Origin of the sequence: Flavobacterium psychrotrophum (assembly GCF_003403075.1) — a bacterium.
Taxonomy (GTDB): domain Bacteria; phylum Bacteroidota; class Bacteroidia; order Flavobacteriales; family Flavobacteriaceae; genus Flavobacterium; species Flavobacterium psychrotrophum.
Genome location: NZ_CP031557.1, coordinates 3,910,782 through 3,937,571 on the forward strand (window position 1 = coordinate 3,910,782; position 26,790 = coordinate 3,937,571).

20 protein-coding genes are annotated in these 26,790 nt (G+C 41.8%); 8 read left to right on the forward strand and 12 right to left on the reverse strand.

Annotation, left to right across the window (positions count from 1 at the left end; genetic code table 11):
* The first annotated feature begins 17 nt into the window (after window positions 1-17).
* From DYH63_RS16940 to DYH63_RS16960, 5 genes are all read left to right on the forward strand, one after another.
* Window positions 18-1,193: an efflux RND transporter periplasmic adaptor subunit gene (locus DYH63_RS16940; RefSeq protein ID WP_116789920.1), complete on the forward strand. Its 1,176-nt coding sequence runs from the start codon at window positions 18-20 to the stop codon at window positions 1,191-1,193.
* A gap of 13 nt (window positions 1,194-1,206) precedes the next feature.
* Window positions 1,207-4,362 (forward strand): efflux RND transporter permease subunit, encoded by a 3,156-nt coding sequence (locus DYH63_RS16945; protein WP_116789921.1) that lies wholly within the window; start codon window positions 1,207-1,209, stop codon window positions 4,360-4,362.
* 13 nt (window positions 4,363-4,375) lie between these two features.
* Window positions 4,376-5,773, forward strand: a complete 1,398-nt coding sequence (locus DYH63_RS16950) for an efflux transporter outer membrane subunit (protein ID WP_116789922.1) — start codon at window positions 4,376-4,378, stop codon at window positions 5,771-5,773.
* A 204-nt stretch (window positions 5,774-5,977) separates the two neighbouring features.
* Complete coding sequence (locus DYH63_RS16955; RefSeq protein WP_116789923.1) at window positions 5,978-6,406, forward strand: hypothetical protein; 429 nt, start codon at window positions 5,978-5,980, stop codon at window positions 6,404-6,406.
* A 79-nt stretch (window positions 6,407-6,485) separates the two neighbouring features.
* Window positions 6,486-7,538, forward strand: a complete 1,053-nt coding sequence (locus DYH63_RS16960; protein ID WP_116789924.1) for a PA0069 family radical SAM protein — start codon at window positions 6,486-6,488, stop codon at window positions 7,536-7,538.
* A 69-nt stretch (window positions 7,539-7,607) separates the two neighbouring features.
* Here DYH63_RS16960 and DYH63_RS16965 read toward each other — a convergent pair whose 3' ends face one another.
* Both DYH63_RS16965 and DYH63_RS16970 read right to left on the reverse strand, forming a co-directional pair.
* Complete coding sequence (locus DYH63_RS16965; protein ID WP_162927074.1) at window positions 7,608-7,967, reverse strand: TfoX/Sxy family protein; 360 nt, start codon at window positions 7,965-7,967, stop codon at window positions 7,608-7,610.
* A 112-nt stretch (window positions 7,968-8,079) separates the two neighbouring features.
* Window positions 8,080-8,688, reverse strand: a complete 609-nt coding sequence (locus tag DYH63_RS16970) for a superoxide dismutase (protein ID WP_116789926.1) — start codon at window positions 8,686-8,688, stop codon at window positions 8,080-8,082.
* A gap of 198 nt (window positions 8,689-8,886) precedes the next feature.
* On the opposite strand from DYH63_RS16970, the gene DYH63_RS16975 reads away from it, so the two are divergent.
* From DYH63_RS16975 to DYH63_RS16985, 3 genes are all read left to right on the forward strand, one after another.
* Window positions 8,887-12,045, forward strand: coding sequence for a UvrD-helicase domain-containing protein (locus DYH63_RS16975; protein WP_116789927.1), 3,159 nt, complete (start codon window positions 8,887-8,889; stop codon window positions 12,043-12,045).
* Window positions 12,046-12,168: 123 nt separating this feature from the next.
* Complete coding sequence (gene kbl, locus DYH63_RS16980) at window positions 12,169-13,362, forward strand: glycine C-acetyltransferase (RefSeq protein ID WP_116789928.1); 1,194 nt, start codon at window positions 12,169-12,171, stop codon at window positions 13,360-13,362.
* Window positions 13,363-13,472: 110 nt separating this feature from the next.
* Window positions 13,473-14,864 carry an OmpA family protein gene (locus DYH63_RS16985; protein ID WP_116789929.1) on the forward strand — a complete coding sequence of 464 codons (1,392 nt, stop codon included), beginning with the start codon at window positions 13,473-13,475 and terminating at the stop codon, window positions 14,862-14,864.
* 143 nt (window positions 14,865-15,007) lie between these two features.
* On the opposite strand, the gene DYH63_RS16990 is transcribed toward DYH63_RS16985, so the two are convergent.
* The 10 genes from DYH63_RS16990 to DYH63_RS17035 all read right to left on the reverse strand — a co-directional run bounded on the left by DYH63_RS16990 (window position 15,008) and on the right by DYH63_RS17035 (window position 26,708).
* The gene (locus DYH63_RS16990; protein WP_116789930.1) at window positions 15,008-15,697 is read right to left on the reverse strand and encodes a glycohydrolase toxin TNT-related protein; all 690 of its coding nucleotides are present in this window, start codon (window positions 15,695-15,697) and stop codon (window positions 15,008-15,010) included.
* A 144-nt stretch (window positions 15,698-15,841) separates the two neighbouring features.
* A complete protein-coding gene (locus DYH63_RS16995; protein WP_116789931.1) occupies window positions 15,842-16,513 on the reverse strand; it encodes a hypothetical protein in 672 nt (223 codons plus the stop codon).
* Window positions 16,514-16,644: 131 nt separating this feature from the next.
* Window positions 16,645-17,697, reverse strand: a complete 1,053-nt coding sequence (locus DYH63_RS17000; protein ID WP_162927075.1) for a DUF6438 domain-containing protein — start codon at window positions 17,695-17,697, stop codon at window positions 16,645-16,647.
* A gap of 102 nt (window positions 17,698-17,799) precedes the next feature.
* Window positions 17,800-19,443 (reverse strand): glucose-6-phosphate isomerase, encoded by a 1,644-nt coding sequence (pgi, locus tag DYH63_RS17005; protein WP_116789933.1) that lies wholly within the window; start codon window positions 19,441-19,443, stop codon window positions 17,800-17,802.
* Between the two features lie 7 nt (window positions 19,444-19,450).
* Window positions 19,451-20,692: a peptidoglycan DD-metalloendopeptidase family protein gene (locus DYH63_RS17010; protein ID WP_116789934.1), complete on the reverse strand. Its 1,242-nt coding sequence runs from the start codon at window positions 20,690-20,692 to the stop codon at window positions 19,451-19,453.
* Window positions 20,693-20,709: 17 nt separating this feature from the next.
* Window positions 20,710-21,642 (reverse strand): tryptophan 2,3-dioxygenase family protein, encoded by a 933-nt coding sequence (locus tag DYH63_RS17015; protein WP_116789935.1) that lies wholly within the window; start codon window positions 21,640-21,642, stop codon window positions 20,710-20,712.
* Window position 21,643: 1 nt separating this feature from the next.
* Complete coding sequence (locus DYH63_RS17020; RefSeq protein ID WP_116789936.1) at window positions 21,644-22,414, reverse strand: DUF3108 domain-containing protein; 771 nt, start codon at window positions 22,412-22,414, stop codon at window positions 21,644-21,646.
* Between the two features lie 302 nt (window positions 22,415-22,716).
* A complete protein-coding gene (gene hppD, locus DYH63_RS17025; protein ID WP_116789937.1) occupies window positions 22,717-23,877 on the reverse strand; it encodes a 4-hydroxyphenylpyruvate dioxygenase in 1,161 nt (386 codons plus the stop codon).
* A gap of 369 nt (window positions 23,878-24,246) precedes the next feature.
* Complete coding sequence (locus DYH63_RS17030; RefSeq protein WP_116789938.1) at window positions 24,247-25,404, reverse strand: homogentisate 1,2-dioxygenase; 1,158 nt, start codon at window positions 25,402-25,404, stop codon at window positions 24,247-24,249.
* 416 nt (window positions 25,405-25,820) lie between these two features.
* Window positions 25,821-26,708, reverse strand: a complete 888-nt coding sequence (locus tag DYH63_RS17035) for a DUF2971 domain-containing protein (protein WP_116789939.1) — start codon at window positions 26,706-26,708, stop codon at window positions 25,821-25,823.
* Between the last annotated feature and the right edge of the window lie 82 nt (window positions 26,709-26,790).

Sequence of the window (26,790 nt, forward strand, 5' to 3'; positions counted from 1 at the left end):
ATATCCCGTCACACACAATGAAAAGAACGAAAGTTATTAGTGCATTAACTGCTATACTACTGCTTACCGCCTGTGGCAAAAAAGAAGAACAGGCACCACAACAACAAGGCCCTGCACCATTCCCAGTGCAAACTGTTGTTCGCGAAGATGCTACCGTATTTGAAGAATACACGGCTAACCTTGAAGGCCGCCAAAACGTAGAGATCCGCCCGAAAATTACCGGTTTCATCAGTAAGATATTTGTAGATGAAGGCCAGGAGGTTAAAAAAGGTCAGCTGTTATTTAAAATAGAAACACAGACCCAAAACCAGGATGCTAACGCTGCTAAGGCTGCCGTATCTGCCGCACAGGTAGAGGTAGACCGTCTTAAGCCGCTTGTAGACCGCAAAATTATAAGTAACGTACAGCTAGAAACTGCCAAGGCCAGCCTTGCACAGGCTAAAGCAAACTACAGTAGTATTGCAGCAAACATAGGCTACGGTACTATAGTTTCTCCGGCTAACGGCGTTATAGGCGGGCTTCCGTTTAAAGAAGGCGCCCTTGCCAGCCCTACTATGGAGCTGCCGCTAACTACAGTAGCTGACACCCGTTTTATGCGTGCTTACTTTAGCATGAACGAAAAGCAGATGATAAGTTTTGCAAAAACTTTTAAAGGTGCTACACTTCAGCAAAAGCTGAAAAATACACCTAAGGTAAGCCTGCTTCTTGCAGATGGCAGCGAGTACGACCAAAAAGGTACACTGGAAACCGTAAACGGGCTTGTAAACGCTACAACGGGTACATCGCAATTCCGTGCAGAATTCCCTAACCCAGAGTCTGTATTAAGAAGCGGTGGTAACGGTATTGTGCGCATACCTGTATTACACAAAGATGTAGTGGTAGTTCCGCAAAATGCCGTGTTTGATATGCAGGGCAAGCAAATGATCTATGTGGTGCAAAAAGACAACACGGTAAAGAGCAAGATACTTACCATAGAAACCACATCGGGGCTTAACTTTATTGTAAGCGAAGGCCTTGAAGCCGGTGAAGTTGTGGTAGTAGAGGGCGCAAGCAAACTTAAAGATGGTGCCGCCATACAGCCGCAGCAGGTTAAAAATGACACACCGGCACCCGCTACCCAGGACAGTGTTAAGAAAGACACCGTAGCTACAATAGTTACTACCAAAAAAACGACATCTACTCAAGCTAAATAATTAAGATACAGCAATGCTAAAAACATTTATAGAAAGGCCGGTACTTAGTACCGTAATTTCGATATTAATAACCATTTTGGGTATATTGGGGCTTACATCGCTACCAATAGAGCAATACCCTGAAATTGCCCCACCTACCGTACAGGTAACGGCTACTTATACAGGTGCCAATGCTGAGACGGTGCTTAACTCTGTTGTTATTCCGCTTGAGGAAGAGATAAACGGTGTAGAGGGCATGACCTATATGACGAGTAGTGCCGCTAACGACGGTTCGGCTAACATAAGTGTATTCTTTGAACTGGGCGTTAACCCCGACATTGCTGCGGTAAACGTACAAAACAGGGTATCTCGCGCTACACCTAAGTTACCCCAGGCCGTAATCAACACAGGTATTACTACCCTTAAGAGCCAGACGAGTTCGCTTATGTTCCTTTCGCTATACTCTACAAACCCTGAGTATGACGGAACGTTTGTACAAAACTATGCCAAGATTAACCTTGTACCAAGGCTGCAAAGGGTTAAAGGTGTGGGCCAGGTAAACGTATTTGGTGCGAAAGACTACTCAATGCGTATCTGGATCGATCCTGAAAAAATGGCAACTTATGCCCTTACCCCTGCCGATATACAGGCTGCTCTTAACGAACAAAACGTAGAGGCCGCACCGGGTAAATTTGGAGAGAATGCCGAAGGTATTTATGAATATGTTATTAAATACAAAGGCCGCCTTAACAAGACCAAAGATTACGAGAACATCGTAGTAAAATCTACCGGAAACGGAAACTTTGTACACCTTAGCGATGTTGCTAAAGTAGAACTGGGCGCCTTTAACTACGGCCAGAAAAACTTTGGTATGGGTAAAGACGGTGTGGCTATTGGTATCTTCCAGACATCGGGTTCTAACGCTAACGAAATTATTGATGCCGTTAACCAAATCCTTGCAGAGGTTAAACCTACTTTTCCTGAAGGTATAGAATATGTAGTGCCATTTGACACCAAAATATTCCTGGATGCGTCTATCGATAAGGTAATCCATACACTAATAGAAGCCTTTATCCTGGTGTTTATTGTGGTATTCCTTTTCCTTCAGGATGTGCGCAGTACGCTAATTCCGGGTATTGCGGTACCTGTAGCCATTGTGGGTACGTTCTTCTTCCTTAATGTTTTTGGTTTCTCAATAAACATGCTTACGCTTTTTGCAATGATCCTTGCCATCGGTATTGTGGTCGATGATGCAATTGTGGTGGTAGAAGCCGTTCATGCCAAGCTCGATGAAGGCGAACAGGACCCTAAAAAGGCAACCCTTAGTGCCATGAGCGAAATTACCGGTGCTATCGTATCTATTACATTAGTTATGGCTGCGGTTTTTGTACCCGTATCTTTCCTTGGAGGTCCATCGGGAGTATTTTATAAGCAGTTTGCCATTACCCTTGCAGTAGCTATCCTTATATCTGCTGTAAATGCATTAACGCTTTCTCCTGCACTGTGTGCGCTTTTCCTTAAGCCACATAACGATCACGGCGAACATAAAAAGAAAAACCTCAAAGACCGTTTCTTTACCGCCTTTAATGCAGGTTTCGATTCGATGAACAATAAATATGTAGGCTCTCTTAAGCGTCTTGCCAAGCACAGATGGATAACAGGTTTTGCTATCCTTGTGTTTGTGGGTATTACGTACTGGCTGTTTACCACTACCCCATCAGGCTTTATTCCTAACGAAGACCGTGGTATCATCATGAGTGATATTACCATGCCTCCGGGAACTACACTTGAAAAAACTCAAAAGGCCGTGAACCAGCTGGACTCGGTACTTAAAAGTATGCCGCTTGTAGAAGCGCGTATGAGCGTTGTGGGCTTTAGCCTCCTTAACCGTGTAAATGGTGGTAGTTATGCCTTTACTATTATCAAACTGAAAGACTGGAGCCACCGTAAAGAAAAAAACCAGAGTGTAGATGCCATTGTAGGCGAACTCTTTGGCCGTACCGCAGGTTTTAAAGACGCTAAGCTGCTGTTCTTTACGCCGCCTAGTGTTAACGGTTTTGGTACTGCCGATGGTTTTGAATTTAAAATTCAGGATACCGGCGATGACGACTGGGCAACGGTAAGTAAGGTAAGTAACGAGTTCCTTGCAGAACTTGGCAAACGCCCTGAAATACAATATGCCATGACTAACTTTAACCCGGGCTTCCCGCAATACCAAATGGATATTGATGTAGAGAAGGCTAAAGATGCAGGCGTATCTGTTACCAATATCTTTAACACCATGCAGGGTTACTACGGTGGTTTGTACACTACTGACTTTAACCGTTTTGGTAAGCAGTACCGTGTAATGATACAGGCCGAGGCCAACCAGCGTGCAGACGAAAACTCGATCAACAAGATCTATGTGCGCAATGCCAATAACCAAATGGTAGCCATAAGCCAGTTTATCGACTTTAAAAAGATATATGGTCCGGAAGCCGTAGCGCGTTTTAACATGCTTAAGGCCGTTAACGTTAACGGTAAAAGTAATGCCGGCTACAGTAGTGGTGATGCTATTAAAGCCATACAGGAAGTTGCTGCACAGCACCTGCCAAAGTCATACACATATGAATTTAGCGGTATGACGCGTGAAGAAATTATTGCGGGCAGCCAGGCCGCCGGTGTGTTCTTACTGAGCCTTATATTTGTTTACTTCCTGCTTAGTGCGCAGTACGAGAGTTATATTGTACCGCTTGCAGTACTGTTGTCTTTACCTGTGGGTATAGCAGGAGCCATTGGCTTTGTAAAACTTGCCGGGCTTGAAAACAACATTTACTTCCAGGTAGCGCTTATCATGCTTATAGGGCTACTCGCCAAGAACGCCATCCTTATCGTAGAATTTGCCATGCAAAGGCGTAAGCACGGCCTTGGCCTTGTAGAATCGGCTATTGAAGGTGCACAGGCGCGTTTAAGGCCAATCCTTATGACGTCGTTTGCCTTTATCTTTGGCCTTATGCCACTTGCCTTTGCCAGCGGTGTAGGCGCTGTGGGTAACAGGAGCATAGGTATGGGTGCCGTGGGTGGTATGTTTATAGGTACCATATTCGGGGTATTTGTTATCCCTATCCTGTTCATCATCTTCCAGGGATTACAGGAACGCATTTCGGGCAAGCCGAAAGATGACACCGCGAGCGAAAAAAGTATTGCTTAACAGACACTAAACCATGAAAAGAAACATATATAGACTAACAACTGTTGTAGCCGTGGGCCTGCTTTTGCAGTCGTGCTTTTCGGCAAAAACATACAAACGCCCCACTGTAAAGGCTGAGAACCTTTACCGCACTGAGGTTATAGCCCAGGACAGTGCATCGCTGGCCGATGTATCGTGGGACAAATTATTTACAGACCCGTTATTGCAGGGCCACATTAAAAAAGGCCTGCAAAATAATTTTGATGTGCGTGTAGCACTTCAAAATATTGTAGCCTCTGAGGCTTACCTTAAACAGGGTAAGGCCGGATACCTGCCTACCTTTAGTGCCACAGCAAGCGTACAGCACCAGGCGCTGGCAAAAAACAGCCAGTTTGGCGCAATATTTAGTGGTAGTATAGATACTTATATGTTGACAGGTAATCTAAGCTGGGAAGCTGACATCTGGGGTAAGATACGCAGTAACAAGCGTGCTTTTAACGCAACATATTTGCAAACCATAGCGGCAAATCAGGCCATTAAAACAACGGTTATAAGCAATGTTGCCAGTATGTACTACCAGCTATTGGCGTTGGATGAGCAGTTAAAATTGGCAGACAGCACTCTTATAAACCGTAACGAAAGTATAGAGGTAATACACGCGCTTAAAGATGCGGGCAGTGTAAATGAGGTAGCAGTAAAACAAACCGAAGCACAAAAATATGCAACGGAAATAATTATTGCCGACCTTAAAAACAACATCATTCTTTTAGAGAACAGCCTTTCGCTATTATTGGGCGAAGCACCTCACAAAATAGAGCGCAGCACCTTTACAGCACAGCAGGTAAATGCAGATATTAAAGCAGGATATTCTGCATCGTTGCTTAAAAACAGGCCCGATGTTATTGCTGCAGAATATGCTTTTATCAATACTTTTGAACTTACTAATGTTGCCCGCAGCGCATTTTATCCGTCGCTAACCCTTACTCCTCAGGGTGGTTTACAAAGTATAGATATTAAAACATGGTTTAGCACTAACTCGCTTTTTGCTACCGTACTGGCAGGTATTACACAGCCTATTTTTAACCAAAGGCAAATACGCACTAAGTATGAGGCGGCAAAAGCTACACAGGCACAGGCCTATGTACAGTTTGAGCAGTCGCTGGTTACTGCAAGCCGCGAGGTTAGCGATGCACTGGCTACTTATAGTAACGAAACCAATAAAATAACCATAAGGGAAAAGCAGGTAGATGCGCTTAAAAAAGCCGCAGACTACAGCGACGAGTTGCTTACTTATGGGCTGGTAAACTACCTTGAGGTACTTACCGCAAAAGATAACGCGCTTAACAGCGAACTAAGCCTTATAGACAACCGTTACCAAAGACTGTCTGCAATCATTACACTTTACAGGGCCCTTGGCGGTGGCTGGAAGTAAACCGCATAATTAGGAGAGGTTATCTTAATTATTTTAGATTAATTGTTTGTTTTATGTAGCTGCCCGGATCAGGAAACTGTCTCCGGGCAGTTTTTTATTTGTGGTAACTTTAACCATCACATAATAACACAATTGGCATAATATTATAACCAGTTGAAAATTATACGCCCTAAATTTGTGTATCACCCCCACTATATCAAAAAAATGAAAAAGAACGGAAAATTAATACTTTTAGATACCGATGAAGACCATAGCAGGCAGGTGTGCGACCATATAAAGGCAGCAGGTTTTAAAAATGAGTTTGTGTGCTTTACAACTTCAGATGAGGCATCTGCATACATACAGCAAAATATTGATGATACTTTTATAGTGATGCAAAGCACACTTACAGATGCGATTGAAATTATGGATAGCCGCAACATGATCTATATGCACGAAAAATTTGATACAGAACGCGTACCTTATATGTTTTTAATCTTGGCGAACCAAAGCCTTCCGGTAAATTCAACACACACGTTTGTACATTGCTACTATAAGCCAGATACAGCAGAAAAGCTTGCCAATACACTTATTAGTGTTATCGAATTTTGGAAAGACCATGTATTTCCGCCAAGGGTAAACCATACAATTTAATATAAGATTATTTTCTTAATTAGCTTTTTTTAGTCTTCTAAAATATATAACTTGCCTCCCGGTTAAGGAGGCATTTTTTATGAAGAAGGAAACTATTAAAGGACAGGGCGCGGTACAAAACATACACAATCTTTTTTTAAAGAACCGCTATGAAAAATCCATCTATGATGACGATTTTGAAGAAGAGATAGCAAAGACCGAAATACTCGAAGTTTTCCCTAAATCTATTGTGAACCCGGTTAAAAGTCCGGATTTAAGCATGGCATACAGCATGAATCCGTATCAGGGTTGCGAACACGGTTGTGCCTATTGCTTTGCGCGCCCCACGCATGAATACTGGGGCTATAGTGCAGGTGTAGATTTTGAACGGAAGATAATGGTCAAGAAAAACGCGCCCGAACTGCTGGAACAGTTCTTTAAAAAGCGTGGTTATAAACCGGAATCAATACTCATGTCTGGCAATACCGATTGCTACCAGCCCATAGAGCGCAAGCTACAAATTACCCGCAAACTGCTACAGGTATTTTTAGACTACAGGCATCCGGTTGATGTCCTGACCAAAAATGCGCTTGTAACCCGAGATATCGACATACTTAAACAACTGGCCGAAAAGAATCTTGTTACGGTTTCGCTAAGCATCCCTACAGTAAATGAAGAACTGCGCCGCAAGCTGGAACCCCGCACCTCATCAGTAAACACTAAGCTGCAAGCCATAGAAACCCTGAGCCAAAACGGCATTCCGGTACATGTAATGGTAGCACCCATAATTCCGGGGCTAAACAGTATGGAAATACTAAATACCGTTAAGGTAATTACCGAGAAAGGTGCATCAAGCTTTGGCTATACCCTTGTGCGGCTAAATGATACGGTAGAGCCCATATTTATAGACTGGCTGGAGGAGCATTACCCGGACAGGCGTGATAAAGTGTTGAACCAGATAGCCAGTATGCACGGCGGTAAACTGGGCGAGAAAAACGTTGCAAAGCGTAAAAAAGGCGAAGGCAATATTGCCGATATGATACATACCACTTTTAAAATAGCCCGCCAGAAATATTTTAACAACAAAGGAATTCCTGATTTAAGGACCGATTTGTTTGACGGTACTAAGGGTGAGCAATTGAGGCTTTTTTAAGACCTCTCCCCAGCCCTCTCCGAAGGAGAGGGAGCAGCTTCCCTCTTACAGATGAAGAGCTCAATATTATTATTTCCTCTTACTCGCTTTAGCAAGCGGGTTAAATTCAAGGCATAGCTGCAGCCAGTAGTTAAGTTGTTTTGTAGTAGCGAAGGCGCCAGCCTCTACATACACATACCCTTTCATAGATTTTCCGGTAAAGTCCATAGGGCTTACATCATCCTGTTTTACAGCTTCTTCAGCATCTTCAGGGCTAAGGCGGCACATAAGGCGGTCTTCTCCTGTAGCTTTTTCGATCTTGCAGGCACATAGCATTTTATCATCTACCATAAAGCATATGCCGCCAAACATGGCTTTCTCATAAAAGTCAGCCCCTTTTTGCTGGAGTATTTCGCGAATGCGCTGTATGGTGTTTTCGTTGTAAGGCATTGTTAAGTATAAAATAGTGAATACATAAGATTCTTCACTACAATGACCAAATTTAAATAAAAAAAACGGGCACCTCTCAGTACCCGTCTTCATTATCTAAAATTAAAGAGAATTATTTCTCGTTGGCGTAACGCCTTGCAACTTCTTCCCAGTTTACCAGGTTCCAGAATGCCTCAATATAATCAGGCCTGCGGTTTTGGTAGTTTAGGTAGTATGCATGCTCCCATACGTCAAGGCCAAGAATAGGTGTACCTTCGCCACCTACTTCCGGCATTAGTGGGTTGTCCTGGTTAGGAGTACCTACCACGTCAAGCTTGCCGCCTTTTTCTACAGTAAGCCATGCCCAGCCAGAACCGAATTGTGTAGCAGCTGCTTTGTTAAATTTAGCCTTAAACTCTTCAAAAGAGCCAAACGCTTTTTCGATAGCAGCCTCAAGTTCGCCTGTAGGCTCGCCTCCACCTTTAGGAGAAAGTACAGTCCAGAACAGGTTGTGGTTATAGTAACCACCGCCATTGTTACGTAGAGCAGCATTCTTTTTATCAAGGTTAATAAGAATGTTCTCTATCGTTTTGCCTTCAAGGTCTGTACCTGCTATGGCAGCATTAAGGTTTGTAGTATATGCGTTGTGGTGCTTAGTATGGTGAATTTCCATTGTCTTAGCATCGATATGTGGTTCTAAAGCGTCGTATGCGTAAGGAAGTTTAGGTAGCTCAAATGCCATGATGATATGTGGTTTTAAAGATTAGTATAATATCTATACCAAATTTAGGTAATTTACATTTCATAATAAATAGGATTTTGCAATTATTTAGTGGTCATAACTACTAAAACGATATTTTAAACTTTGAAAAATTGTTTTTTTACAATCAGGTATTGAGTCCTATTTTTACTATTAACAATCATACGTTATATTTGTGCTATGGCACATACCGCATTTTCCATTTACAATGCCTCGGCAGGGTCGGGCAAAACCTATACGCTTGTTAAAGAGTACCTGCGTATCTTGCTAACCGCAAATACAGATGATGCCTACCGCCGCATCCTGGCCATTACCTTTACTAACAAGGCTGTAGCCGAAATGAAGAGCCGCATCATCAAAAATCTTTCTGATTTTGCGAAGGATGAACCGGGCGACCGCGCCGAAGCCCTCATGATCGACTTGCGGGCCGAAACCGGGCTTTCGCTTGCCACAATTAAAGACAAGAGCCGGTCGATAATTAAAAACATCATACACAACTATGCCGCTTTTGACATTAGTACCATAGACCGGTTTACCCACAAGGTTATCCGCGCCTTTGCGCACGACCTTAACCTGCCGGTTACGTTTGACGTGTCGCTGGAAACCGACCTCCTGCTACAGGAAGCCGTAGATGCCGTAATTGCAAAAGCAGGAGATGACCCCGTGCTTACGTCGCTGCTTGTAGATTTTTCGCTGGATAAGACCGATAACGACAAAAGCTGGGATGTAACCTACGAGCTGTTTGAAACCGGAAAGCTATTAGTGGACGAAAATAACCGTACCGAACTGGAACAGTTTGAGTCTAAATCTATAGCCGATTTTTTATTAATTAAAGAGAAACTGCGCCAAACCACAACAGCACTCGAAGCTGAAAACACAGCATTAGGCCAGCAGATCGAGGATATTTTAAACAATCAGGGTATCGACCTCAAGTCGTTTTCCCGGGGTACGTTTCCAAACCATATTGGTTATATAAAGATAAATGACCCTAAGGCCGCCAATTATAAATTTGCCACCCCTGAGGAAGTTGCTATCAACAAAACTGCTAAAGACCGACCTCTTATAGAAGGTGTACTGCCCGAAATAATTACGCTGCTGCAAAAAGCCTATAAGAATAATGAGAAGCGCAACTTTTATGCAGCCTTTCTAAAAAACATTACACCACTATCGTTGCTTAACACCATTGGGCAGGAACTTAAGCGCATACAGGAAGAGCAGAATGTACTCTCGATTTCTGAATTTAATGCTATCATCCATAAAGAGATACAAAACCAGCCCGCACCGTTTATCTATGAACGCCTGGGCGAGCGCTACCGACACTTTTTTATAGATGAGTTTCAGGATACCAGCCAGATGCAGTGGCACAACCTGGTACCGCTTATAGATAATGCCCTGGCGGGTGAAGACATACATGCCGGCCGCGGATCGTTAATGATAGTGGGTGACCCTAAGCAGAGCATTTACCGCTGGCGTGGTGGCCGTGCTGAGCAGTTTATAGAATTGGGCAAAGAAACCTTTAATCCGTTTTCTAACCCATCTAAGCAAACGGTGGCGCTAGGTACTAATTACAGGAGCTACAGCGAGGTTATTGGGTTTAACAATACTTTTTTTAAATACCTCTCCGGCAAGTTTCAAAATGCAGACTACCAGGAAATGTATGCCAACAGTTTTCAGGGTGTAAATGCTAAAGAGGGCGGTTATGTAAACATCAGCTTTTTACCCAAAAGCACTACAAACCCAGACGCAGCAGAAGGCGATGAAGAGTTAAGTAAAAACGATTTATATCTTGACGCTACCCTTGCAATAATAGAAAAGGCCAAGGCGCAGGGCTTTAGCTACAAAGACATTGTGCTGCTTACGCGAAAGCGTCAACCGGGTGTACTTTTAGCAAATTACCTTACCGAAAAGCAGATCCCTATACTATCGTCAGAAACGTTGCTGATAGAAAATGCTACCGAAGTTAAGCTTATAATTAACCTGCTGCGCTACCTTAAAAGCAACGAAAATAAAGAGGCTAAAGCACATTTTCTATACTTTGCCAGCGGTACGCAGACCGAAATAGCTAAGCACGATTTTATAGCACAGGGTATGGAGCAACCTACCGAGGATGCCTTAGAAAAGTGGCTGGGAGTTCATAACATATATATATCGTTTAAAAACTGTCGCAAAAAATCGCTTTACGAAGCGGTAGAAAGCATTATTGATGCCTTTATTAAAGAAAAGAGCAACCAGAGTTATGTGCAGTACTTCCTCGACCTGGTTCTGGAGCGCGACATCCGTACGCAAAGCGGCATTGCTGACTTCCTGGAGTACTGGGATAAGAATGGTTCTAAGTTCAGCATACCATCTCCCGAGGGTAATGATGCTGTGCGCATTATGACCATACATAAAAGTAAGGGGTTGGAGTTCCCGGTGGTAATATTCCCTTTTGCAGAAGAAGATTACAGCCGTTCGCGCCGCAGCAAGCTTTGGCTGGAAATGGATGATGACACCTTTGAATTTGAAAAAGCGCTTATTGACAGCAGCCGTGCCGTAACCGATTATGGCGAAAAAGCCGCTGAACTCTATAACATAAAAGAGCAGGAAGAACTGTTAGACAACATCAACATACTATATGTAGCCCTTACCCGTGCCGAGGAGCAGTTGTACATTATAAGCAACCGCAACTTTACACGTACAGGTGAGTTGGCTAAAAACAATATGTCGTCTTACTTTATAGAGTACCTGATGGACAAAAGCATTTTTGACAACCAGCTTGCCGAATATGAATTTGGGGCGGCTACACGCCTGTCTAAACCGCAACCACACGAGGCAGAACAACCTAAAATAGCCGTAGTGCACGAGCGCTTTAATCCGCGTAAGGTAAAGATCGCACAGCGCGAATCGCTTATGTGGGGCAACAGCCAGGCACAAGCCATAGAATTTGGTAATGTTACCCACGAGGTGTTATCGTATATAAAAACTGCAGATGATATTCCGCTTGCCATAATAAAAGCTACAGAAAATGGCCTCATAACCCACTCTCAACAGGAAGACATGGAAGCCATAGTAAGCCTTGTGGTTACCCACCCTGACCTTGAAGTTTTCTTTAGTGAAGGGAATACCGTTTTTAACGAACAAAACATCATTGGCCCGGGCATGCCTAACATAAAGCCCGATCGTGTAGCCATACAAGATGGTAAAGCCTACCTTTTAGACTATAAAACCGGAGCCCACAAAGAGAGTTATGCAAAACAGCTCGATGGGTACGCTTTTGCGCTAAGGCAAATGGGGTTAGTGGTAGAGAAAAAAACTATTGTTTATATCAGTGCAGCATTAGAAATAGTTCATTTAGATTGAGAGATTATATCGAAAAGGCACACAAAGAAGGCACAAAGGCTCGCTAAGAAATTGGCTTTGTGTAACTTTGCGCCTTCTTAGCGAGACTTTGTGAAACAATAAACTACAAACAACAAACATAAAATGTACGGAAAAATCAAACAACACCTTGAATCAGAGCTACAATCAATTAAAGAAAACGGCCTGTATAAAAAAGAACGTATTATCGCTTCGCCACAAGGTGCAGAGATAACACTAAATACGGGCGAAACAGTACTAAATTTTTGTGCTAACAATTATTTGGGGCTTTCTTCTCACCCTGAGGTTATACAAGCCGCTAAAGACGCGCTTGACACCCACGGCTTCGGTATGTCATCTGTACGTTTTATATGCGGCACCCAGGATATACACAAAGACCTTGAAGCAGCTGTAGCTAAATTTTATGGCACTGAAGACACTATATTATATGCCGCTGCCTTTGATGCAAATGGCGGTGTGTTCGAACCGTTATTAGGCGAAGAAGATGCCATTATATCAGATAGCCTTAACCACGCCAGCATTATAGATGGTGTACGCCTGTGTAAAGCCGCACGCTACCGTTATGAAAACAGCAATATGGAAGACCTGGAAGCGCAGCTTATTGCAGCTACCGAGAAAGGCCACCGATTTAAGATTATCGTTACCGATGGTGTTTTTAGTATGGACGGTGTAGTAGCTCCATTAGATAAAATATGCGACCTGGCCGATAAGTATGATGCACTTGTTATGGTAGATGAGTGTCATGCCGCTGGCTTTATAGGCGCTACCGGAAAAGGTACGCTTGAGGCTAAAGGCGTTATGGGCCGTGTAGACATTATTACAGGTACGCTTGGTAAAGCACTTGGCGGTGCCATGGGTGGATATACTACCGGTAAAAAAGAAATTATAGAATTGCTAAGGCAGCGTTCGCGCCCATACCTTTTCTCCAACTCGCTTGCACCGGCTATTGTGGGCGCATCTATTAAGGTGTTCGAACTTTTAGAAAAGGATACAACCCTGCGCGACCAACTGGAGTGGAACACCAACTACTTTAAAGACGGAATAAAGAAAGCAGGTTTTGATATTGTTGACGGAGACAGCGCCATAGTACCGGTAATGCTATATGATGCACAGCTTAGCCAAAACATGGCCGACGAACTTTTAAAGGAAGGAATTTATGTAATAGGATTTTTCTTCCCGGTGGTGCCAAAGGGTAAAGCACGCATTCGCGTACAGCTTTCTGCGGCACATACAAAGGAGCATCTTGATAAGGCAATCAGCGCATTTACAGCGGTTGGCAAATCATTAAGTGTGATTTAACTATAATTTAAGCAAGTCTGTAGGATAATTTGTATTAATTCGTTTTGCCAGTACGGGGGAACAAAGTAATTTTGTAGTATATAACCTATATGTAATTTAAACGAAAAAGTATGAAACATCTAAACAAACTATTCGTTGCTGCACTACTAGCTTTGGGCTTTACGGCTCAGGCGCAGAACGAAGACAACCCTTGGGCTATATCCTTCGGTGTCAATGCAGTGAGCAACCGTTTTGGGGCCTCTTCAGAATTTGGCGACCAATTCACCCATTTTTTCAAAACTGAAGAATCATGGAATGTGCTTCCATCTGTATCTTACCTTAACGTGTCTCGCTATATCGGCAGCGGACTGTCTTTTGGTGTTACAGGATCAGTAAACAAAATTGACAAATTAGTTACACGTACTCCGGGTACACTAGACTTTCAGGTAACAGATCCGGGCGATCTTACTTACTATGCCGTAGATGGTATCATTAAATATGGTTTCCTTGAAAAATCATGGTTTAACCCTTACGTTCACGTAGGTGGTGGTTACACATGGTTAGACAACTCTGGTAACGGTACCGTAAACGGTGGTATAGGTGTTAACTTCTGGTTTACAGAAAACGTTGGCCTTACAGTACAGTCTACTTACAAGCACACGTTTGAAGACCAGGCAGATGCTAACGTACCAAGGCACATACAGCACTTTGCAGGTCTTACCTTCAAATTTGGTGGAAAAGATACTGACAAAGATGGTATTTATGACAAAGATGATGAGTGTCCTGAAGTACCGGGCCTAAAACAATTCAACGGATGTCCTGATACAGACGGTGATGGTATTCCAGACAAAAGTGACTCATGCCCAGACGTAGCAGGTTTACCTGAATTCCAGGGATGTCCTGATACAGATGGCGACGGTATTCCTGACAAAGACGATGCTTGTCCGGATGTTGCAGGTCTTAAAGCACTACAAGGCTGTCCTGACCAGGATGGTGACGGCGTAGCTGATAAAGATGACAAATGTCCTACAGTTGCAGGTCCTAAAGAAAACGGCGGATGCCCATGGCCAGATACAGATGGCGACGGTGTACTTGACAAAGATGATCTTTGCCCTAACGTAAAAGGTACTGCTGCTAACCGCGGATGTCCTGAAGTTACTGAAGAGGTAATGAAGAGACTAAACGAGTATGCACGTACTATACTGTTTAACAGTGGTAAAGCTACTTTTAAAGAAGAAACTATGCCGGTACTTGCTTCTATGTTAGCAATATTTAAAGAATACCCTAACGCTAACTTTAGCATTGAAGGTCACACAGACAGCGATGGTAGCAACGCGCTTAACCAGACACTATCTGAAAACAGGGCTGCTGCAGTTAAAGGTTTCTTAGTAGAAAACGGTATTGTTGCAGACAGGCTAACATCTAAAGGTTTTGGTGAAACTAAACCAGTTGCATCTAACAAAACTGCAAAAGGTAAAGCTCAAAACCGTAGGGTTGAAGTAAAACTGATCAAAACTGAATAGTTTTAAAATAAGCTGATATTAAAAGCCCGACTGATCACTCAGTCGGGCTTTTTGTTTTGTAGATAGGGATACTATTCTAAGGGTATTTGAGTTACCTTATTTATTAAATTATGTAGTCTTGTATGTTGACTAATTTTATACTCCTATTCCAATTCAACTTTCTTAATAATATGGATACCGCCAATCCTGTAAGCGTCACTAATTAAAATTGGTTGTCCTTTCAAATAAAAACTCCCATTTTTAAAAGGCGTTAAACTCTCATCAATTAAAAACAAATAGTCTTCTTTATTAGTCAAAATATCCAGATTATCATTTGTAAGCTCAACGTGTTCAAAATATTCCACCAAACCTTGTTTATTCATTTCAGGAACTGTAATTTTTATTTCGTCTAATTCACAAACATGTTTGTCTCCTAAGCCGGGCATTCCAAACCAAGGCATCGCTTTCGCCACTTTAAAAGAAATTTTCTTAATATCACCACAAAAAAGAAAGCACTTAATATTAAAATTCAAAAACTCAGGCGGCAACGACCTTTTCGGAAAAGGTTCCTCATATTTCCAAAAAAACATAACTTTATTTTGCCATTCGGGATCATTACGATCATTACAAACTAAACCATCTTCCCAATAGTGTACATAAAGCTGACCTGTTCTAAGCAAGATTGTCGAATTTTCAATTTGATTTAATTGCTGTTCGCTTAATGGCCTTATAATTTTAAATCCAAAATTATCACCTGTAGAAATAAACATCTCATTTGTTTGTAGATCCGGATTTTCAACCTCTGATGATGAAGTCTTTTTTTTATTCCCGAAGAGTTTATTTAAAAATCCCATAATTGATATAATTCTTATTAAATACACTGCAATATTACTCAAAAACAGTAATGCACCTTAACCCAATATAACAATTACACCAAGGCTTTTAAAAACCTACCAGATGTAAATGCTTTATAGCATAAATAAAATATACACTGCGTTTTAGTCATCCTTAACTGCTATGTAAATTTCATGCTTGTACTTAGGGGTTATTAGCTTTATTTCCTGTTCATTTCGTTTTTCAAGCATAATTTTTAAACCCTTTTTGTACATCGCTTCATTTTCAGTTTTATAAATCGTTTCTTCTTCATTAGTATCGTTACAGGTTTGATATTCTTTTTCCACGATTATTTTCCCGGTCGATAAGTTAAAATCTACACTTGTCCATTCTTCACAAATTTTCCCATAATTACTTGTATATCCAATCAGGTAAAAATCATCATCTTGATAGCGATATTTATCAGTATGTCCCCATTTCCAGCTACTGCCTCCATTTTGACTCACCTCTAAAACACTATTTTTTATTTCCATACCGCCATAAGGATCGCTCGTCATACCACCATCACGGCTTCCGTAGAGAGCCTGTGTCGACCTTTTCCACAGAATCCATTCTGTGTCTTTCATTTTATAAATGATGAGTTCCCGCGACAGGCTTTCATATTCTGTAGTTTCTTTACCTATGGTATAAGCTACAACCAACTCTTTTATGTTATCCTTATCCAAATCGCCCAAAACAGATTCGATTATAGTATAATTTTCAGGGACTGGAACAGTTTGTCCGAATACTACATAACTACAGGAAATAAGTATTAATAATTGTATTACCTTAAGCATAGATTATTCATTTGATTTTACGATAAATGTAAAACAAAAAACGCCTCAACTACATGAAAATGCTACTTAGCTACTTAGTTAATAACAATACTAAAGATGATTGAAAGGCCTGTGAAATTTTGCTATCTATTTTATTCGCCCTTCATGAGTAAATTGTATGGCGCATCTTTACTGACCCATTTCCATTGCTGGTTCGTTCGTAATTCTTTAAACATTGAATGGAGTAACCTTAATCCATAAGTGCCTTGCAATCCATAATCGCTTATGGTCTTGGTTTTACCGTTATCATATGTTATTTTTATTATCCCTGCCTGGTCGCATGTCCATGGTACGCTGTAATTGTCTATTAGATTTGGAAAATCGGTATAATTAAGCACATCAATTAATTCTTCAAGATCGTCATCTTTAACTGTGGATTTATATGTACCAGTTAATAAATTGCCTTTTTGCCAGGGCTGTGTGTAATTATAGTAATTTGCTACAAATACCGCATTACCTTCTTTATTAATAGCAATTGAAAAAACAGGGCATTCTCCATTGCAGCCTGTTGTAGCATACTCAATTTTCTCAATATCATATTTCTTTACTGCCGGATTGTATTCTATAAAATTTCCGAATTTAAAAGTGAGTTTAGATTTTGTTTCCGGGTGCCTGTACCGCTTAACTTTGGAAATCAGCCTTGGCTTATATACCATTACAAAAGGCTGTAAGCTGTCGTATTCAATGCGTGCCGTAAGGCTCATGAAATGTCCGTCAGTAAGGTCATATGTTTTTATGTTACCTTCTCCAAAATTCATCAGTATAAATGCATTGAAGCCCTGTGGGTGTATAAAGCTATCTTCAAATTTGACGTATGTATTATTTCTCCCTGTCGCAAGCAGATCCGTATAGCCATTGTTATCTAAATCGGCTTTCTGCCATGAAAAATTTATTTTAAGGTTGTTTGCAAGGCTGTCAAGGTTAGTAATAGTGTCGCAGCCACTGCAAATGATATCCTGTACTTTCTGTAGTGTAAATTTCCGGTACATACTGTCAGAATCTCCAATATAATCTTCAATTTCCGCATTGGTTGTAAGAGAATCAATTCTTGTAGGGATAGTTTTAGCTTTTACAAATTGATCGTTCTTGTTGCAGGACATAAGTAATATTGTGCATAGTACTATTGCAAATGTTGATTTTAGCATAAATGGTTTTATTGGTTGTAATATTAACGCTTTGCGATAAGTTATAGTATAAAAAAACGCCTTCACAATGTGAAGGCGTTCAATATATCATAAAGCTAAATACTACTTCTCAGCTAAAAAAGCTTTAACAAGAAAGGTAGTAGAGCCATCGTGTTCTTTAACATCACCCGACTTTATTTCATCAAGAATAGAGTTGGCAAGTTGCTTGCCAAGCTCTACGCCCCACTGGTCGTAGCTAAAGATGTTCCAGATAACACCCTGTACAAAAATCTTGTGCTCATACAGCGCTACAAGCGAACCCAGCGTTTCTGGTGTAAGTTTTTTAATAAGGAAAGTGTTGGTAGGCTTGTTACCGTTAAACACCTTAAATGGCGTAAGGTAATCTGCCTGCTCCTGGCTAACGCCTGCTTTTTCAAACTCTGCCCTTACCTTAGCCTCAGTCTTTCCGCTTAGTAAAGCTTCTGTCTGTGCAAAGAAGTTAGACATTAGTTTTTCATGGTGGTCAGCATCGCCATAAAGTGGTTTTACAAAACCAATGAAATCAGTAGGTATAAGCTTAGTACCCTGGTGTATTAGCTGGAAGAAAGCGTGCTGGCTGTTTGTGCCCGGCTCTCCCCAAATAATAGTACCGGTTTGGTAATTAACCGGGTTGCCATCGCGGCCTACACTCTTACCATTACTTTCCATAATACCCTGTTGCAGGTACGGAGCCAGTTTTTGCAGGTATTGTGTATATGGTATAAGTGCTTCGCTCTCTGCACCAAAGAAGTTGTTGTACCAAACCGTTAGTAGTGCCAGCACCACAGGAATGTTTTGGTCAAACTCAGCCGTTTTAAAGTGTTCGTCCATTTTATTGGCACCTTTAAGCAGACCGTCAAAGTTATCATACCCCACAGCAAGGGCAACCGTAAGGCCTACGGCACTCCATAGTGAGAAGCGTCCGCCTACCCAGTCCCACATTGGGAATATGTTTTGTTCGGCAATGCCAAATTCAGTAACTTTTTTAATATTTGTAGAAACCGCCACAAAATGCTTTGCTACATCATCAGCCGAAGCTGTTTGAAGAAACCACTTGCGTGCTGTTTCTGCATTGCTAAGCGTTTCCTGCGTAGTAAAGGTTTTAGAAGCCACAACAAACAATGTAGTTTCAGGATCAAGTCCCTTAAGGCTTTCTGTAACATGGTCGCCATCTACATTAGATATAAAACGAACGTTAAGCTGGTTTTTGTAGAATTTAAGCGCTTCTACGATCATGTTAGGCCCAAGATCTGACCCGCCGATACCGATGTTTACTACATCTGTAAAAGGTTTGCCTGTGTAGCCTTTAAGTTCGCCACCTATAACCTTACCGGTAAATTCTTTTATTTTGTTTTTTACGGCATATACTTCAGGCATTACATTAACGCCGTCTACTTTTATATCAGCAGTCTCGGGTGCACGAAGTGCGGTGTGCAGTACAGCGCGGCCTTCAGTCCTGTTGATGATCTCACCGCCAAAATAAGCGTCTATGGCGCCTTTTAAGTCAACTTGCTTAGCAAGATCCTGTAAAAGGCCAAATGTTTGCTCAGAAGCGATATTTTTAGAATAGTCGATAAGGAAATCTTCCCATTTGATATGGAATTTTTCTGCACGCTGTGCATCAGCGGCAAAAAGATCCTGCATAGATGCGTTTTGCATCTCAGCAAAATGGTCGCGCAGCGCCTGCCATGCAGCCGTACCCGATGGGTTAATGTTTTGTAATGCCATTTTCTTCTTAGTTTATTGAGGAGTTAAATTTTTTATTCGCTATATCGTCAAGCTCTTTTTTAAGAGGCTCCATCTGCTTAATAAAAGCCGGTTTATATTTGGCTTCCATAGGCAGTGAGTTTGGTAATTTTTGTCTCAGTGCATCTACCTGTACGCCATTTTTCCAGAAACGGTAACACACGTGCGGCCCTGTGGCAAGGCCTGTACTGCCTACCAGCCCTATGGTTTGCCCCTGGGTAACGTGCTGCCCCTGGCGTACCAGTATCCTGCTCATGTGCAGGTATTGGGTGGTATATGTACCGTTGTGTTTTACTTTTACGTAATTACCGTTGCCCGATGTATAGCCGGCCTGTATAACTGTACCTGTTGCAGTAGTCATAATGGGCGTGCCCGTAGGGGCTGCATAATCGGTTCCGTTGTGCGCTTTCCAGGTCATCTGCACGGGGTGGAAACGCCTTGGTGAAAACTTAGAAGTTATATGGCTAAATTTAAGCGGCGCCTTAAGAAACATACTCTTAAGCACCTTTCCCTCTTCATCATAATACTGTGCCCTGCCCCCTGCCTCTGGCTTAAACGGAAAAGCGTATATTTTTTTTCCTTTATATTCAAAGAATGATGCATCTATGCTTTCTACTCCGGCATAAATGGTATCGCTAATGTATTTTTCATTAATGGCCACGGCAAACTTATCGCCCTTTTGTATCTTAAAGAAGTCGATACTCCAGGCATATACCTCAGACAGTTCCTGAGCAAGCGCAGGCCCGGCACCCGCTTTATTAAGTGTTTCGGCCAGGGAACCTTCTATCTCTGCAGCAATAACCCTGCGCTTTACGGTAATGGGTTTTACTGTTTTACTTACCTTAGCTATGCTATCGCGAAGGTCTATCACATAGTAACTCAGCTTATCAGGTTCGTATATAAACATTTTAAGCCCATTAGGGGCTTTTTTATCTTTAAACATCGTAAAGGGCTTGCCAATACGAATGTCGCGCAGGTCAAAGGTATCTTTGATCTGCTCTGTTATGTTGTGTATGGCAGCAGGATCAAAACCCTCTTTACCCAGCAATCCGCCAAAAGTGTCGCCACTCTTTATAGTGTCGTGCACCACCTGAAAATCGTTAGTAACAATACCAAACTCTTTTGTAATCTTAGGCTTTTGCACGGCTGCTGCTTCGGGCTTTTTCTTTTCCTGTTTGTTATCGCAGGCTATTAATGTAAATAACGATAATATGAATACGAGATATCTCAATGTTTTTGTTTTATCAGTTATACATTTTCACCCCAGGTGCGCAATTCTTCTTCTGACCAAAGTTCAGGGAAAAATATCCTGCGCTGGTATTTAGGGTGCATGTATTTTTTCCAGTCGCTACCGCCGGTAGCTTCCTGCGGGCCGCTGGCGCTTTCTATGTATTTTCGGGCAGTGTTAAGGTGCTGCATTACCCAAGTAACGTTTACTGTATAGTCATAATGGCGCATGGCAGCAATAAGCTCAGGGTTAGCCTGATTTTCTTCGGGAAGTTGTTTAAACTTACGCCAAATGTTTATGGTATTGTATTCTTCCATAAAGCTAAGGAACTCGGCTTTATATTTGCGCTCAAATTCTTTTAGCAGATAGCTTTTTTCGCCGGTATGGTAATCTTTACCGGCTGCCTGCCAGTACAGGTGATCCATAGCGTGCGAATATGGCGTGTTACGGTCTATGTTGTGCCTAAAGCGGTAATCGATAAGATTTATAAGATCTGTACTTGCAAATTCTATAAGGCGGTACTGCGCACTCTGGAAACCACTGGCTGGCGTAAGCGTATTGCGGAACTTCATGTACTGGTCTACAGCCATACCATCGCCCATAATATCAAACGATGTGGTAAGCATGTCAAAGTAACGGCTTATGCGGCGTAGCTTTTCGGTAAAATAGGCTGTTTCAGGCTGCTTTGTATGGCACAGCTGGTCTATCTCCCACAATATCATTTTAAATAGCAGCTCGTTTACCTGGTGGTACATTATAAATACCATTTCATCCGGCAGTACCGTGCGCTGCGTTTGCAGGTTCAGCAGGGCATCGGTTTGTATATAATCCCAATAGGTTATCGGTTTTGACCAAAGGAGGCCTTCAAGGTGTGTTTCAGTTTTTTGGTTTATAGCCCTGAATTTTTTATCAAGCTCTTCCAGTTTTTCCGCTATTGGCGATGTAATTTCCATCTTATTTTTTTGATTTTATCTGGAGAGGATTAACAAGCCCCCTATACTCATCAAGGTCGGCTTTTAACGACCCTACTGCCAGGCTGGCTTTTATCCTTACCGGTACTTTATTTCCGTCGTCTGAAATCCAGACAGTTAGACTCTCTTCTTCTTTAAACACACGCCCCGCCTGTACAAGCGGACGGAACATCATGGTAGAAACGGTTCCAAATTTAGTTGATATATCTTCCCTACCAATGAATTTAAGCTTAAATTTTGTTACCTCATCGTCAAAAAACATATCAACCGATATCGACTCGCCTACTTTAAGGTTATCTACCTTGGGATGATTTCTTAAATAGTAAAAAACAGACACAATATCCTGCACGTTTTCTGTAACTGATATGGTCTTTTGTTTGTTGTTTTTATAATCTTTTACAAGCACGGTGTTATTGCCCTGGTTAAAAAACCCTTCCTGGTCTTTTTTGTAACCACCTTCATCTATCTTTCGCACATACTGGTAAGGCTGCCCGGTTTCTTTATCAAAATAACTCTCATAAAGATCTGTCACCTTAAAAAAGAACTTCGTCATACCCGTAGTATATCCGTTGCCCACCACATGGTGCACTTTTTTACCGCTCTTAACAGCGTCCTTAATCTCCAGTGTGGCATATCCTGCATTTACAACACCGTAGTGTATCCTGAACTTAAAATACTCACCCGTTTTAAAGGCATCCTGCGCAAAGGCATCCCCTAACACAAAAAGCATAATTATGGCTATCAGCTTTCTCATAGTAATTTTTGTTTTGGCGTTTTTTTAAGGGGTAATTACAATTTCTGTTCCAAATTTACTAAAACAAAAAAACCCAGTCAAATACATGACCGGGTTTTTATGCTATTAACCAACCAAAAACTATAAATTATGAAAAATTTACCACAAAAAGCCAAAGTTGCGAACAACCCCGTTTTTGCGAGTGCAAAGGTACGTTTTAATCTTGCGAATATAATCACTAAAACTTCACTTTAACACAAATTTGACAAAAAACACAGCCTAAAATCAGCTTATATTATATTATTATCAGAAACGAGACGGATTTACAATGTTCCGCGCAATTCCTGCTCACGCTCAATGCTCTCAAACAGGGCTTTAAAGTTACCTGCACCAAAGCCACGGGCGCCCATGCGCTGTATAATTTCGTAGAAAAGTGTAGGGCGGTCTTCTACAGGTTTTGTAAAAATCTGCAGTAAGTAACCCTCTTCATCAGCATCTACCATAATGCCCAGCTTTTGTATCTCCAGTATGTCTTCTTTAAAGGCATCTTTATGCACACCAAGGCGGCTTGGTACAGCATCATAATAAGCCTGTGGCGGCGCCGAAAGGAATTCTACACCGCGCGACTTAAGGTCGGCAACCGTTTTAATGATGTCATCTGTAGCAATGGCTATGTGCTGCACACCCGGGCCTCCGTAAAAGTCAAGATACTCTTCGATCTGCGATTTCTTAACACCTTCAGCCGGCTCATTAATAGGAAACTTGATACGGCCGTTACCGTTACTCATTACTTTACTCATCAACGCAGAATACTCTGTTGTGATTTGCTTATCGTCAAACGAAAGGAAGTTTACAAAGCCCATAACGTCTTCATACCACTTAACCCAGGTATTCATTTCGTTCCAGCCCACGTTGCCCACCATGTGGTCTACATATTTAAGGCCTGTTGGCGCAGGGTTGTAATCGCTTTTCCATTCTTTATAACCAGGCAGGAATGTACCGTTATAGTTTTTACGCTCTACAAACATATGTACGGTTTCGCCATACGTATAAATACCTGAACGTACTACCTCACCAAACTCATCCGTTTCTACCGTTGGCTCCATGTAAGGTTTTGCCCCACGGCTGGTAGTTTCTTCAAACGATTTGCGGGCATCTTCTACCCAAAGCGCTACAACCTTAACGGCATCGCCATGCTTTACAATATGGTTGTTCAATTCGCTGTCTGCCGTAAGCGGCGTAGTAAGTACCAGGCGAATCTTACCCTGCTGCAGCACATAGCTGGCACGGTCGCGCACTCCGGTTTCAAGACCGGCATACGCCAATGACTGGTAGCCAAATGCTGTTTTGTAGTAGTGTGCCGCCTGCTTTGCGTTGCCCACTATAAATTCTACATAATCGGTTCCTAAAAGCGGCAGGAAATCCTGTGCGCCTTCAAATATTTTTTCTAATCCGTATTCTACGTTTTTAATTTCGTTACTCATAGTAGTATTTTGTTTTGCTGACGTATTTACGTCAGCGTTAATGTTGTTTTTTTATTCGCAATCCCCACATTGATAAGCATTTTCCATTTCGACCGTAGCAAAGCGAAGTGGAGAAATCCCTAAACAATTAATATGTGAGATTTCTCCCTATCGATCGAAATGGAAAACCACCCCGGCCTTCAGCCACCCCTCCTTCGGAGGGGAATAGCTTCACTCGGTTAACCTCTCCCTAGCCCTCTCCGAAGGAGAGGGGACAGCTTCACTCAAATATCTTTGTATCGATTAAAGCTCATTTTTCATTAATTATTGCGTACTGTGCCCGTTCGTTGGCTCCCCTCTCTTTCGGAGAGGGGCTGGGGGTGAGGCTTATTATTCTACCCAGCTCTTATAATACTGCCCGTCGTCAAGCCCCATAGCCTCTGCCGTTACCATAAGCGGACGGAAGGTGTCTACCATTACTGCAAGTTCTTCGGTTATGGTTTTGCCTATGCTGCGCTCCATCGCACCGGGTGCAGGGCCGTGCGGAATGCCTTTAGGGTGCAGCGTTATGTGACCCTGCTCTATGTTGTTGCGGCTCATAAAGTCGCCATCTACATAATACAGTACCTCATCGCTGTCTATGTTGCTGTGGTTGTATGGTGCCGGAATGGCTTTGGGATGGTAGTCGTACAGCCTTGGGCAAAACGAGCACACTACAAAACCACTGGTTTCAAACGTTTGGTGTACCGGAGGCGGCTGGTGCACACGCCCGGTTATAGGTTCAAAGTTATGGATGCTGAACGCATACGGAAAGTTATATCCATCCCACCCTATTACGTCAAACGGGTGTGTGGCATAAACCACCTCGTGCATCATGCCTTCCTTTTTCATCTTGATCAGGAAGTCACCCTTTTCGTCGTGCGTTTCCAGTTCGGTAGGCATACGGAAGTCGCGTTCGCAAAACGGCGAATGCTCCAGATGCTGTCCGCTGGCATTTTTATAACGCTTAGGTGTGTAGATAGGCGCAGTAGATTCTACATAAAAAATGCGGTTATCTGCCGTGTCAAAATCGATTTGGTAAATCATTCCACGCGGAATGATAAGATAGTCGCCATACTCAAACGGGATGTTACCCATAAGGGTGCGCAGCGTGCCGGTACCTTTATGGATAAACAGCATCTCATCGGCATCGGCATTCTTGTAGAAATAACTGCGAAGCGACTCCTGTGGTGCTGCCAGCCCAATGATACAATCGCGGTTTACCAGCATAGCTTTGCGACTGTCTAAAAAATCGGCTTCGGGTTTTAGTTCAAAACCTTTAAGCAGCAGCGATTTTATATTTTTGTCGATGGCAATTTTTGGTTCTACCGAGTAGGACTTCAGGATTTCCTTTACCTGGGTAGGGCGGTGCACATGGTACAGCAGTGCCGAGTGCCCGTGGAACCCCTCGGTACCAAAAAGTTGCTCATAGTACAGCCCGCCATCCGGCTTTTCAAACTGTGTATGGCGCTTTTGCGGAATATTGCCAAGTTTATGATATATAGGCATAATTTTGTGTGTTTTTATTTAACAATGAAACTGCAAGGCAGCACATTTCATTCCGGATTACGCTTTATCAGGAATTTAAGGTACGGCAATAAACCACTCCATTGCATTTTCATAGAACAAATATCGGAAAAATTTAATTTTACATTTCTTTTTTGACATAAAAATAAATATTCGATAATGTAAATCGTTATAGGGCTGTGAGGATTGTTATATTAATAACAAAAGACGTGGTTGTGGTTTAGAATTTACCGCTACTCATCCGTCCCGTCACCGCGAGTGGAGGTACGGAGCGCGGCGGTCTGATAAGCAGATATTAATTTCCACGCTAGGTGGAGGCGCAAAGTTCTCGTTAGTGCGAGTGTCTCACTCGTGCCGGATACCTGTGGGCACGAGTGAGATGCTTGCGCTAGCAGAGGTTACAACTCACTATAAGAACACTTAACTAATTTATTGTTTATAATTTTTACTTCGAAAAATTGCACTTCATTATTAATATGCATTTTGACTAAATTATAATATTTTTCACGCACATCACTCTGGCATTTCAGCCCAAAAATTACTTCAACTATTTTACCCGGAAAGTCATAGCTTCCTGTTCTTTCTTCGACATATCTCCATTCTTTTTCATGGAACCATGTAGTGTTTTTTGTTGAAATCGCTTGCCTAAATGTCTCATCATCAAAAGATATTTTTTGAATATTTTTATCCTTAAAGAAACTGACAGTATTCTTAAAACCTTTACCATTGAAAGTCGGTTTTGTATCTGTATAAATTACCTTTAAGCAATGTTCTGAATTATACAATTTGTTTCCTTCAACAACTTCAAAGCCAATTGCAATCCCCTTTGAACTATCCGCATAGTATGCCCAAAGCAGTTCATTATCGTCAGTTTCAGTTAGACTAAATATCCCAACATCATTTAATTGTTTATCAAAATTATTAAATGTATCATCTGGCCTACTCATTTCTACACCAGTCTTTCTGAAGATAAAGTCTCTCATCGAAAGATATTGTTGATCGAAGCTTCTCGCCCTAAATTTTTTAGCGTATTCATTAGTTTGTTTAGAATTTAGACCATAAAAACCTGTCTTAGTTTTTACAGCTTGTACAAGTCCACCGGCAAAACCCATCAATTGGCCACTTTTCATCACTTTAACTTGTTCATCAATCCAATCCTTGGCTATTTCAGATATTTTACATTCAAAGGGGTCATTTAAAGCTTCTGCATTAGCAAGCCAAACTTTTTTATCAATAAATATTTTTTCAGTAAAATTGGAATCATTTCGGTATTTATAAAGTATCATTTATGCAGTTTTAACTATAGCCAACTTAAAATATGTTCTAATAATAATTCAAAAATAAGTAATCGGATGGATTATACTGGGA

What these genes read in the sequence shown, in the direction of transcription:
- DYH63_RS16970 (WP_116789926.1), bottom strand. Translation starts at nt 8,688, where the DNA reads ATGGCATTTGAGCTACCTAAACTTCCTTACGCATACGACGCTTTAGAA.
- hppD (WP_116789937.1), bottom strand. Translation starts at nt 23,877, where the DNA reads ATGAGTAACGAAATTAAAAACGTAGAATACGGATTAGAAAAAATATTT.
- DYH63_RS16960 (WP_116789924.1), top strand. Translation starts at nt 6,486, where the DNA reads ATGAAGAAGGAAACTATTAAAGGACAGGGCGCGGTACAAAACATACAC.
- DYH63_RS16950 (WP_116789922.1), top strand. Translation starts at nt 4,376, where the DNA reads ATGAAAAGAAACATATATAGACTAACAACTGTTGTAGCCGTGGGCCTG.
- DYH63_RS16945 (WP_116789921.1), top strand. Translation starts at nt 1,207, where the DNA reads ATGCTAAAAACATTTATAGAAAGGCCGGTACTTAGTACCGTAATTTCG.
- kbl (WP_116789928.1), top strand. Translation starts at nt 12,169, where the DNA reads ATGTACGGAAAAATCAAACAACACCTTGAATCAGAGCTACAATCAATT.
- DYH63_RS17030 (WP_116789938.1), bottom strand. Translation starts at nt 25,404, where the DNA reads ATGCCTATATATCATAAACTTGGCAATATTCCGCAAAAGCGCCATACA.
- DYH63_RS17035 (WP_116789939.1), bottom strand. Translation starts at nt 26,708, where the DNA reads ATGATACTTTATAAATACCGAAATGATTCCAATTTTACTGAAAAAATA.
- DYH63_RS17015 (WP_116789935.1), bottom strand. Translation starts at nt 21,642, where the DNA reads ATGGAAATTACATCGCCAATAGCGGAAAAACTGGAAGAGCTTGATAAA.
- DYH63_RS17020 (WP_116789936.1), bottom strand. Translation starts at nt 22,414, where the DNA reads ATGAGAAAGCTGATAGCCATAATTATGCTTTTTGTGTTAGGGGATGCC.
- DYH63_RS16965 (WP_162927074.1), bottom strand. Translation starts at nt 7,967, where the DNA reads ATGCCTTACAACGAAAACACCATACAGCGCATTCGCGAAATACTCCAG.
- DYH63_RS16940 (WP_116789920.1), top strand. Translation starts at nt 18, where the DNA reads ATGAAAAGAACGAAAGTTATTAGTGCATTAACTGCTATACTACTGCTT.
- DYH63_RS16975 (WP_116789927.1), top strand. Translation starts at nt 8,887, where the DNA reads ATGGCACATACCGCATTTTCCATTTACAATGCCTCGGCAGGGTCGGGC.
- DYH63_RS16985 (WP_116789929.1), top strand. Translation starts at nt 13,473, where the DNA reads ATGAAACATCTAAACAAACTATTCGTTGCTGCACTACTAGCTTTGGGC.
- pgi (WP_116789933.1), bottom strand. Translation starts at nt 19,443, where the DNA reads ATGGCATTACAAAACATTAACCCATCGGGTACGGCTGCATGGCAGGCG.
- DYH63_RS16990 (WP_116789930.1), bottom strand. Translation starts at nt 15,697, where the DNA reads ATGGGATTTTTAAATAAACTCTTCGGGAATAAAAAAAAGACTTCATCA.
- DYH63_RS16995 (WP_116789931.1), bottom strand. Translation starts at nt 16,513, where the DNA reads ATGCTTAAGGTAATACAATTATTAATACTTATTTCCTGTAGTTATGTA.
- DYH63_RS17000 (WP_162927075.1), bottom strand. Translation starts at nt 17,697, where the DNA reads ATGCTAAAATCAACATTTGCAATAGTACTATGCACAATATTACTTATG.
- DYH63_RS16955 (WP_116789923.1), top strand. Translation starts at nt 5,978, where the DNA reads ATGAAAAAGAACGGAAAATTAATACTTTTAGATACCGATGAAGACCAT.